We start from the raw sequence: 10,610 nt of genomic DNA, 5'->3' as shown, positions 1-10,610 counted from the left end.
TTTTGTAGTATAATGGTTTTGCATCTCAGAGTTCCTTTTAATGTGTTTGTGGTGAACTACATTATATCTCTCTGAGATGTTTTTGCATACTCTCAACTGGCTAACTTCATTTTAGAACTTTCTAAACCAGAAGTAGCGGCTTAGAATGAGCCTATTGTTTCGATAAACCGCCTGAAGCCTGCCTGGCCTGCCGCATCCCGTTTGTAGACCCCTGCATCTTCTAAGACGCGGGCAAAGACTTGACCAACGGCTTGTTGGACAACAGCGGTTACGGTTTCCGCAGTCACATCAGGATAAGCAGTTTTAAGACACTCTGCCCAATCCTTATGATAGGCTGCCAGCTGGTTATCTTGATGAAGCAAGTATTTTTCCACCTCTGTCAACTCTGCTTTTAAGCGAGGTGGCAAGATGGCTAATCCCATGACCTCAATCAAGCCAATATTTTCCTTCTTGATATGCTGGACATCTTTGTGCGGATGATAAACGCCATCAGGATGTTCCTGAGACGTGTGGTTATCGCGTAGAACAATATCCAATTCAAAGAGTTGGCCTCGACGTCTGGCAATCGGTGTCACAGTATGATGGCGTTCATTGCCAGTATGAGCGATAATGTCTAGCTCAGGGTCAGCATAATCTGCCCAGGCCAGCCTTATCTTATCTGCCAAGTCCACCAAATCTTCCTTGTCTTTGCCGGTCAAACGGATGACCGACATGGGCCATTTGACAATACCTGCTGTGACGCCCTCATAGCCCACAAAAGTAAACTTGCTATCCAGCTCTGCCATTTCCATAGGGAAGGTATGGCGACCGCCCTGATAATGGTTGTGGGTCAAAATGGAGCCACCTACGATGGGAAGGTCGGCGTTTGAACCTACAAAATAACCAGGGAAAATGTCCACGATATCCAGCAGTTGCTCAAAGGTTGTCCGGCTGATGACCATGGGGACGTGCTCAGTGTTGAGGAAGATGCCGTGCTCCTTAAAGTAAGCGTAGGGCGAATATTGGAACCCCCACTGCTCCTTGCCTAAAGTCAGCCGGATGATCCGATGATTGGCCCGAGCGGGATGATCCAGCCTTCCTTGGTAACCCTCATTTTCCATGACTAAAAGATCAAGCGGGTAGCTGGACTGTTTCATCAATTTGGCAGCTGCAATCGCCTTGGGGTCCTTTTCAGGCTTGGATAGGTTGATGGTGATTTGCAGGTCACCGTAGGCTGTTGAAGTATCAAACGCAATATTTTTGGACACAGCAGCAACCTTAATGTAGTCGTTACGCTGAGATAAGGCATAAAAGTCCGCAATGGCTTGCTCTGGACTGGTTTCATAAGTCTTCCAGAACCGCTGATTGACCTGGCTAGGTGGTGGGGTGATAAAGTTCATCAACTCCGCTCCCAGACAGTCACGCTCTTCCAAGAGATCACCAGATCGCCCATTTTCAACTGCTAAATCAACCAGTTCTTCTTTCAGAGCAATCAGATCTGTGCTTGTGGTCTCACGACGGGCATTCTCCTCGCCCACCAAGGCGAGGACACGGTTCACCAGATAAACCTTATCCATGTCGGTGTAATCAGAGTGGGCGATGACCTGCTCCACAAAGGATGCAATCAATTTTGCCATTAGCTTTTCCTCGACAGGACTCGGCTACCACCTGCAATCTCAGCGATATAAAAGGATGGCGCGTAGCCGATGGTTTCAGTATAGATACGACCGACATTTTCAGTGAAGCGATCCACTTTATCTTTTTGCACGATGGCAATGCCACAGCCACCAAAACCAGCCCCTGTCATCCGAGCACCTAGGACACCTTCCTGATCCCAAGCGGTATGGGCTAGCGTATCCAACTCAATCCCTGTCACCTCATAGTCATGCTCCAAGGAAACATGAGAAGCATTGACCAAACGGCCAAATTCATCCAATTTACCAGCTTTCAAGGCTTCAAGAGCACGTAAAGTACGTTCGTTTTCTGATACAGCGTGACGTGCTCGCTTGATGCGGTCGGCATCCTTGATCAAATAGGCATACTGGTCAAATTCTTGACTGGTCAATTCGCCCAACGTTTTGATATCCAGCACTTTGTTAAGCTCTTCCACCGCTGTTTCACACTCCGAACGGCGTTCATTGTACTTGGAATCTGCCAATTCGCGGCGTTTGTTGGTGTTCATGATGACAATGACATGGTCCCCCAAGTCCAATGGTACCAAATCATACTCTAGCGTATTGGTATCAAGGTAAATAGCAGAGCTGTCAGCCCCCATTCCTATGGCAAACTGGTCCATAATACCAGAGTTAACTCCAATAAAGTCATTTTCAGTTTTCTTACCAATTTTTACCAAATCCAGACGGTCCAGTTTGAGGTCATAGAGCTCTTCAGCGATGATTCCGATTAAAAGTTCCAGAGAAGCTGACGAGGATAGGCCTGACCCATTTGGGATATTGCCGTAAACATAAGCATCAAACCCTGTATCAATAGGGTGGCCAGCTTCTTTTAAAAACGTAATCACACCCTTGGCATAATTGGTCCAGTTGTCCTTCTTGTCAAAGACGAGGTGGTCCAAATCTACTTCAATCATGCCAATCTCCTCAAAATTGCCTGAGTAAAAACGCAATTTCCTGTCCTCACGTTTTCGAGCCGCACCATAAGTTCCAAGGGTAATAGCGGCTGGAAAGACGTGGCCTCCGTTATAATCCGTGTGCTCACCGATCAGGTTAATCCGCCCTGGTGAAAAGAAGGTCGCATCTGCTTCTTCTCCAAAAATCTTTACAAAAGCCTGCTGCAATTGATCCGTGTTCATAAGATACTCCTTATAGCTATTTGATAATTCCATTATACCGCTTTTAGTAAATTTTTCAAATATTTTACTAAAAATATGATTTGATTTACCCACCGACTCTTTCATGTTATAATAGAAACGAAAATAAGGAGGACTCTCATGGCTACGATTAAAGACATCGCAACTGAAGCTGGAGTATCAAATGCCACTGTCTCACGCGTTCTGAACTACGATCCCACCCTATCGGTTAGCGATGAAACCCGAAAGAGAATTTTTGATATTGCAGATGAGTTGAATTACACCAAGCACAAGAAAAAAGTGACTCCTAAACAGAAGCAACCCAAATTGGCCATTGTCCAGTGGTACGATCAACACGCAGAACTGGACGATCTCTACTACTACGCTATCCGAATTGGGCTTGAAAAAAGAGCCCAAGAGCTGGGCTTTGAAATCATCCGTATCTTCCATCAAGAATCGCTGGAACCTATTGCCCAAGCAGATGCAGCCATCGCCATCGGGAAGTTCAGTAAGGTTCAAATGGCAGAATTAGCTGGCTATACGCCACTGCTCGTCTTTGTGGATAGCAATACTTTAGCTAGAGGTTATTCTTGCGTCACTACCGACTTTGAATTCGGCGTCAAAGCTGCTCTCCACCATTTTTGGGAAAATAATCTCCATAAGATTGGCATGTTGGCCGGGCAAGAGAGCACATCAGACCAAACGGAAGCCCTAGAGGATCCACGCCTTCCCATTTTTGAACAATTCCTGATCGAAAAAAAAGCTTTCAAGGCTGAACGGGTTAGAATTGGAACCTTTTCTGTAGAGAGTGGCTATCAGTTGATGACAGAGTTAATCAATGATCTGGGAGAAGAGCTACCTCAGGCCTTCTTTATTGCCAACGATAGCTTGGCTATCGGAGCCTTAAAAGCTTTACAAGAAAAGGGAATTCCTGTTCCAGAACGTGTTAGCCTCATTTCGTTTAATGACACCGCTGTGACAAACTATGTCTACCCAAGCCTCTCCAGCGTGACCGTCTTTACCAAGGAGATGGGAGCTGCTGCTGTTGACTTAGTGCACGAACAGCTGATCAAGGAGGATGGGCAAGCCCCGCTCAAGCAAATTAATCTGGCCACCAAACTGAATCTAAAAGCTTCCAGCCTCTGAGGTTTACCACCTATTGTCAGAGGATTACAGCTCGTCCCCTTTAAGAATAGTCTCTGGAATTTTCATGGCCACAGTCAGTTGAAGCCAAGACTTTTTCTCAAGTGAACCTTGCCAATAAACTTGCAGAACGACGTACGCTCTCTTAAATACACTAAATCAGGAAAGGAGAACAGTCACAAATCCCTTTCTGCTTTACTACCACACTGCTACTGCGTCTTTTGGCCCTACTACCATCATTCCATTTTAGGAAACACAGCAACGACTTAATGCTTTTGATACCGGCGACATGTCACACAGTTTTAAGGCGTCTTCACGGGAATAAAATCATTTGAGGCTAGGACATCCCAGCCTCTTTCGTCTTTTAAAAGAAACGCATGCAATAAGTATAGGCCTTGGTTTCTCCTGGCAAGGCGAGTTGCAGGTCTCTTTTTTCCTCAAAAATATCGGATTCTTCTATCAGAGTAGCCAGACCGTTCCATGGCTCTAAGGCCACAAAGGGTGCGTTTGTGCCACTGGACCAAATCAGTAAATTCTTAAAATCGGGGTAGGTCAATTCAAGACCATGTGTTCCTTTTGAACTCGTCAAAGTCACCGATTTACTCGCAATCTGATCAAAGACAAGGGCTCCGTTTTTGAAGAGCGCTTGCTTAAGAGGCAGGTGACGACCATCGAATTCCAGCTGGACCAGATTTTCCGCTGATAAAAGGCCTCCCTCACAGTTGGCTAATGTCTGTCTAGCAATTTCCTGATCAAATTGGACCGCATAATCTGAGAAATCCAGAGAATCCTCAATCGGACAGTTAAAGGCTGGATGGCCTCCAATGAAAAAGGGAAGAATTTCCTTTCCAGGATTAGTGACAGCATAGGTAACTGCTACACTATCCTCTACGAGACAGTATTGAATCTCCAAGATAAACGGAAATGGAAACACACACAGCGTCTCTGAGTTAGACTGTAAGCGAAACAGGAGCCTATCTACCTCTTGCTCCATTAAGTCGAATTGACTGTTCCTAGCAAAGCCATGTCTTCCCAAAACGATAGACTTTTGGGTTTTAGTCATCGCTCTGCCATTGCGTAATCCGCCACAAATCGGAAAGCAGATTGGGGCTTGCCCCGCCCAATGCACAGGATCGCCTTGCCAGAGGTACTCTAGACCATCCGCTGACTGGATTGAGGTCAGCATAGCTCCGTTATCTGTTGCAACAATGGTTAACTGATCATTTTTTAACTGATACATGACTGTCTCCTTCTGCTATAAGTCATCTGCAAGCTTATTGAGCTTACGCAAACGGTGATTGACACCGCTTTTCGTAATAGGAACCGTCAAGCTATCCGCTAATTCCTGAATCGAATAGTCTGGGTGTTCCATCCTCAAGATAGCTACCTCTCGGAGATCTGCGGGTAAATTGTCCAGCCCTATATGACCATCCAATTTGATGATGTTATTGATGGTTCGAACGCTAGCTGTGACGGTCCTTGCGATATTAGCGGTTTCTACGTTATTGGCTCGATTGAGATCATTGCGGGTTTCCCGTAGAATCTTAACCTCCTCAAAGCTATCTCGTGCCGCCATTGCTCCAGTCACGATAAAAAAATCCATGATATCCTCAGCCCGCTGAAGATAAGTGATCGAGCCTTTTTTACGTTCAATGACCTTGGCATCTAAAAGGAAACCTTGCATCAACTGAGCCAGATCTTGGGCATGGTCGGTATAGATTGAGCTAATTTCTAGCTGGTAGCGCCCTTTTTCGGGATCTTTCACAGATCCACTTGCTAAAAACGCTCCTCGTAAATAGGCACGACTGGCTTCCTCTTGCCCTAAAATCCTCTGATCAATCCCTGTCTCTAACCCAAAAAAACTATCCGCCAGATGCAGGTCGTTAAGAACGGTCTGGACACCTTCTTCCAACACCACTTGGTAAACCCGATTTTTCTTGAGATTGGTCTTTTGGTGGTAACGGATCTCAGCCTTTATAGCATAATGCTTGAGAAGCAATTCATAAATATGACGTGCCACTTTAGCATTTTCTGTTGACAAGAACAAGGTCAACCCATCTTGTCCCAAACCCAGACTACCTGACAATTTAATAATAGCGGCTAATTCAAAGGCTTCGTGGGTAGACAGGCTTATCAATTCTTCCTTGACTTTTACAGTGAAACTCATCGCTTCACCCTGATGATATTCATCAATTCTTCTACAACTAAGTCGCCGTCATGAAAGGCTCCGCCATGTTCCAATCTTAAAAAATTAGACGATATAATGCGGGAAGCTTGTTCTTGTAATCCTTTGAAATCATGAGCCACCTGAACCAAGTACTCATCAAATTCATGAACCGCCATGTAGTTTTGCGGAACTTCCTCAATATTGACCAAGACAGTATCCACAAAAGGTCGCTCAAAATGACGGTTGAGGACTTTAACATGATCCGCATCTGTAAAATGTTCTGTCTCACCGCGCTGGGTCATAATATTGCAGACATAAACAACTTCCGCTACAGTCTCCAGCAAGGCCTGCTGGATTTCTGGAATCACTAAATTAGGCAAAATAGAGGTGAATAGGGAGCCTGGCCCCAGGACAACCATGTCCGCTTCCATGATAGCAGAAACAACCTTGCGACTAGCCTTAGGTTTCTGATCATTATAGGAATTGGTTACATAAACGTAGTCTATCAGACCTGTATGCTTGGCCAACTGGCTCTCTCCGACCACTTCGGTACCATCTTGAAAGACTGCATGCAAAGTTAGAGCTTGCTCACTTGAGGGATAAATTTTACCCGTCACATGGAAAAATTGGCTCAAGAGTTGCATGGCATTGTAAGTGGATCCCTTCATCTCTGAAATCCCTGCAATAATGATATTACCAAGAGGATGACCAGCCCACGGTCCATCATTTTCATGAAAGCGATACTGGAAAATCTGTTCGTAGGTCTTTGGCATGTCAGACATGGCAACTAAAACATTTCGGAGGTCACCTGGAGGCGTCAAGCGCAATGTCTCTCTTAACTGACCAGAAGAGCCTCCATCATCAGCTACTGTCACAATAGCTGTAATATCAGCATTTTGTTTGCGGAGACTATTGAGAATGACAGGGATACCAGTCCCTCCTCCAATCACAACAATTCGGGGTTTTCTCATGACCGATTGACCGTCTCTTTCCTCAGATTTTTATCCCTGTGGCTGGCGTTCACTGGCCAAGCTGTGGCTAATTCCTCTGATAACCGTTTAGCAAAAGCTACTGACCGGTGCTGACCACCTGTACATCCAATAGCAATGGTCAAAACAGATTTCCCTTCCGTTTGATAACCCGGTAAAATCGGAACCAAGAGACCTAGCAGACTCTGATAGAAGGCTTCAGAGGCTTCATGGCCCATCACATAGTCATAAACCGGCTGATCCAAGCCAGTCTGCGGTCGCAGTTCTGGAATATAGTGCGGATTGGGCAAAAAACGGACATCAAAAACCAGGTCAGCATCCAGCGGTAAACCATATTTAAAGCCAAAGCTAACCACTTCAATCCGAAAGGCCGACTGCTCTTTCCCATCAGAAAAACTATCAATAATAGCCTGACGTAATTTTCGTGGTGTTAATTCCGTCGTATCAATGACATGCTGGCTACTGCTCTTAAGCGGTGCCAAGAGTTCTCTCTCCTTGGCGATACCTTCAAGCACCCGACCATCTGCAGCCATAGGATGGCTTCTACGGGTCTCCTTATAGCGAGCAACCAGTTCCCCATCCGTCGCATCAAGAAAGAGAATCTTCAACTCGACACTCAAATCGCTATCTAGCTGATCCAGGATAGAACCGCCATCTGCAAAAAAGGAGCGACTTCTCATATCAACAACAACCGCGACACGATCATTGTCCTTATTGCTTTGCAGAAGTTCAATAAACTTCGGCAAAAGTGCAGGGGGCATATTGTCAATCGTGAAATAGCCCATGTCTTCAAAGGATTGGATCGCTACTGTTTTGCCAGCTCCGCTCATCCCCGTTATCACCACCAACTGTAAGGGGGTATCAATCATTTTTTCCTCCTATCTGGCAATAAATGCCTTCTCCCGCAACCAGCCTTCTATCACAGCTAAGGTCTGATGCTTAAATGCCCCTGATTCATACATGTGATCAGCACCAGTGATGGACACCAAACGTGAACCAGGATAGTTCTTGGCTGTTTTTCTGGCAATAGCAGAGACTGTCATCTTGTCCTCGCTGCCTGTGATGACAAGAACAGGACCTTTGATCTTGCTAAAATCCACTCGTCCAGCCTTACTTTTATCTGCAAATGGAAAGGCCATCTGGGCATAGACCTTGCCTGATTCTGGCACTAAACCGTTAAAGATTTCTTCCTTCAGTGATTGATCTTGAGCATTTAAACAATACTTAAAAAATTCTTCTTTATAAGGTGGCATAGCCTTTTTCCAAAACCCCCAACGTAAAAAATGCTTGAGAAAACAGCGTACCATCGGCGGATACAGGGCGAAAATATCTGCGGTTGGAGCAGGTCCCATTAAAATCATTCCTTCTACTGGAGTCCGCTCGGCAACTTTTTGTGCCAAAAGGCATCCTAAGGAGTGTCCCAATAATAACGGTGGTTCTGGCAAACTCTCTACCAAAGCAACCAAGTCATCGGTATAGTCAGTCAAGCTAACAGCACCAACCTTTGCTTCTACTTCAGCATAGGGCAGGTCATGGTAGCGCAAACTTGGCGTATGAACCACCAAGCCCATTTTCTCTAGTTGGTTGGCAAAGTCTCCCCAGACCTTGCCATCGCACCAGGTCCCATGAATCAAAACAATTTCCTTGGTCATCCTATCCCCTCAATCTCCATTCGATCCTCGCTTACCCAACTTCTGCAATCACTTCGATCTCAACCTTAACGTCTCTTGGCAAGCGAGCCACTTCAACCGCAGAACGTGCAGGAAAACTACCTTTAAACGCCTTAGCGTAAACGGCATTAAAGGCCGCAAAATCATTCATGTCCTTAAGGAAACAGGTCGTCTTTACCACACGGCTAAAGTCAGTCCCTGCAGCGTCCAATATGGCTGCAATATTTTTTAAAACCTGCTCTGTCTGAGCCTCAATGGTATCACCAACAACCTCTCCCGTTTCAGGTGAAAGTGGTACTTGACCACTGGCAAATAAGATGTTTCCAACTACTTTTCCTTGGACATAAGGCCCGATGGCAGCCGGTGCTTTATCTGTTTGAATAATCGTCATATCTGAACTCCTTTGTTTTTTAATATTATAGCATATTCTAGACTTTTCGTTTTAGGATAGCCATTTTTTTGATAAAATAGAAAAAAGCACATTAGGAGGTCCTATGCTCTACACTGTCACTGCCGTAAATCATCAAGGCATCAATGGTACTGTAAAATTGTCCAATGAAAAAGTAGTTCCAACCAGTCATCCCCTTAATGACCAACCTGGTTTTAATCCTGAAGAACTACTCGCTCTCGCCTGGTCCACTTGTCTCAATGCAACCATTGAAGCCCTATTAGACGCTAAAAAGATCTCAGCAAAGTCGACAGTCTCTGTTACTGTCGATCTCCTCAAAGAGCCTGAGCAAACTGGTTATTATTTTCGGGTGCTAGGACAGGCCAGCATCCAAGACCTCTCATTAGATGAAGCACAAGCCATTGTCCAAGAAGCAGATCAACGCTGCCCTGTTTCCAAATTACTCGCTCAGGCCAAGACCGTTACTCTAGAAACCGTTGCTTGGACTGATCCCATTGATTTAGGAGAATAGCATGCCACCGATTAGCCTCAGCGATCGCTTTTCAGCGCCTATTGCGGAGTTATTTGATCAAATGATCCCTGCCTTTCAAAAAGGTTATGCCGATTACGTCTATCAAACAGACAATCCCAATGTCCAGAAAAGGCGGATTAAAAACCTGGAGAAAAACTTTCAAAAGTTATTGAACAAACCTTCCTACTATGCCTATCCTCTAATCCCAGAAGAAGCAAGAGAGCTACTGAAGCGCTGGCAAATAGCTGAACCGCTCCCAAAAGTTCATGAGGAGGTCAGCTTCCACCTACAAATCCTGCGTAATGGCGCTCTTTTAGGACTTTGCCAAGTAGACATCCAGGGGAAAGACTTGTTGTTGCACCCTCACCTGGCTCCTGAATGGATGGATCAGGAAATCAGGCAAATCTTTTACCAAACCCTCGAAGATTATCTTAGAAATCAATATCCAGGACAGACGCTTCGCCTAATCCTCCCATCTGCTGATTCGGTTGACTTAGATTTCTTTCAAAGCATGGGGTACGAATCAGACCATCGTACCACTTCTGATGCTGTCCATCTCATCAAATGTATTTGATTATAGAGTAAGAAGAAAAAGTATATAGAGCCAAACAGCTACTAAAATTCATCAAAATCAGAAACTCGAGTAGCTGATTTACAAGCTATTGTTAAATAGATAAAAACCTCCAGAGTCATAATGACCTTGTACTGACCCCAAAAAGTTGGACAACTAATTATTGCAAGGATTTAGTTCTGTATTGCACAGGGCTAAGTCCTTTTAAATTTGTTTTGATTCGTTTGTTGTTGTCGTAAAAAATGTAATCTGTAATAGCTTGTTCAAGTTCATCTAGTGATTGATATAACCTTTCAAATCCGTAGAACATCTCAGATTTAAGAATGCCAAAAAATGATTCCATCATACCATTGTCTGGGCTA

The 10,610-nt window shown here is 44.9% G+C and carries 12 protein-coding genes; 3 read left to right on the top strand and 9 right to left on the bottom strand.

From position 1 onward, the window contains the following. Window positions 1–140: 140 nt before the first annotated feature. Window positions 141–1,616: a UDP-glucose--hexose-1-phosphate uridylyltransferase gene (gene galT / locus HF992_RS11440; protein WP_168550130.1), complete on the bottom strand. Its 1,476-nt coding sequence runs from the start codon at window positions 1,614–1,616 to the stop codon at window positions 141–143. Further along, a complete protein-coding gene (locus tag HF992_RS11435; RefSeq protein WP_168550129.1) occupies window positions 1,616–2,791 on the bottom strand; it encodes a galactokinase in 1,176 nt (391 codons plus the stop codon). Before HF992_RS11435 ends, galT begins: the two co-directional genes overlap by 1 nt. A 138-nt stretch (window positions 2,792–2,929) precedes the next feature. Here HF992_RS11435 and HF992_RS11430 point away from each other — a divergent pair, with 138 nt between their 5' ends. Continuing rightward, on the top strand, window positions 2,930–3,934 hold the full coding sequence (locus HF992_RS11430) for a LacI family DNA-binding transcriptional regulator (protein WP_168550128.1): 1,005 nt from the start codon (window positions 2,930–2,932) through the stop codon (window positions 3,932–3,934). Window positions 3,935–4,295: 361 nt separating this feature from the next. Here HF992_RS11430 and HF992_RS11425 read toward each other — a convergent pair whose 3' ends face one another. The 6 genes from HF992_RS11425 to HF992_RS11400 are packed head-to-tail and all read right to left on the bottom strand — an operon-like array spanning window position 4,296 to window position 9,148. Beyond that, the gene (locus HF992_RS11425; RefSeq protein WP_168550127.1) at window positions 4,296–5,171 is read right to left on the bottom strand and encodes an aldose 1-epimerase family protein; all 876 of its coding nucleotides are present in this window, start codon (window positions 5,169–5,171) and stop codon (window positions 4,296–4,298) included. 15 nt (window positions 5,172–5,186) lie between these two features. Beyond that, the gene (whiA, locus tag HF992_RS11420; RefSeq protein ID WP_168550126.1) at window positions 5,187–6,098 is read right to left on the bottom strand and encodes a DNA-binding protein WhiA; all 912 of its coding nucleotides are present in this window, start codon (window positions 6,096–6,098) and stop codon (window positions 5,187–5,189) included. Then, on the bottom strand, window positions 6,095–7,069 hold the full coding sequence (locus HF992_RS11415) for a YvcK family protein (RefSeq protein WP_168550125.1): 975 nt from the start codon (window positions 7,067–7,069) through the stop codon (window positions 6,095–6,097). The genes whiA and HF992_RS11415 overlap by 4 nt, the downstream gene beginning before the upstream one ends. Further along, window positions 7,066–7,956: an RNase adapter RapZ gene (gene rapZ / locus HF992_RS11410; protein ID WP_168550124.1), complete on the bottom strand. Its 891-nt coding sequence runs from the start codon at window positions 7,954–7,956 to the stop codon at window positions 7,066–7,068. Before rapZ ends, HF992_RS11415 begins: the two co-directional genes overlap by 4 nt. Before the next feature lie 9 nt (window positions 7,957–7,965). Then, window positions 7,966–8,739 carry an alpha/beta fold hydrolase gene (locus HF992_RS11405; protein WP_168550123.1) on the bottom strand — a complete coding sequence of 258 codons (774 nt, stop codon included), beginning with the start codon at window positions 8,737–8,739 and terminating at the stop codon, window positions 7,966–7,968. A gap of 31 nt (window positions 8,740–8,770) precedes the next feature. Then, window positions 8,771–9,148, bottom strand: a complete 378-nt coding sequence (locus tag HF992_RS11400) for a RidA family protein (RefSeq protein WP_168550122.1) — start codon at window positions 9,146–9,148, stop codon at window positions 8,771–8,773. 103 nt (window positions 9,149–9,251) lie between these two features. On the opposite strand from HF992_RS11400, the gene HF992_RS11395 reads away from it, so the two are divergent. After that, window positions 9,252–9,677, top strand: a complete 426-nt coding sequence (locus HF992_RS11395; protein ID WP_168550121.1) for an OsmC family protein — start codon at window positions 9,252–9,254, stop codon at window positions 9,675–9,677. A gap of 1 nt (window position 9,678) precedes the next feature. After that, the gene (locus HF992_RS11390) at window positions 9,679–10,251 is read left to right on the top strand and encodes a hypothetical protein (RefSeq protein ID WP_168550120.1); all 573 of its coding nucleotides are present in this window, start codon (window positions 9,679–9,681) and stop codon (window positions 10,249–10,251) included. A 157-nt stretch (window positions 10,252–10,408) separates the two neighbouring features. On the opposite strand, the gene HF992_RS11385 is transcribed toward HF992_RS11390, so the two are convergent. Continuing rightward, a partial coding sequence (locus tag HF992_RS11385; RefSeq protein ID WP_168550119.1) for an IS3 family transposase occupies window positions 10,409–10,610 on the bottom strand: 202 nt, incomplete at its 5' end.

The organism is Streptococcus ovuberis (assembly GCF_012396585.1).
GTDB lineage: Bacteria > Bacillota > Bacilli > Lactobacillales > Streptococcaceae > Streptococcus > Streptococcus ovuberis.
Note: the sequence above shows the minus strand (reverse complement) of the source record. Positions and strands in the feature narration are given on the sequence as shown.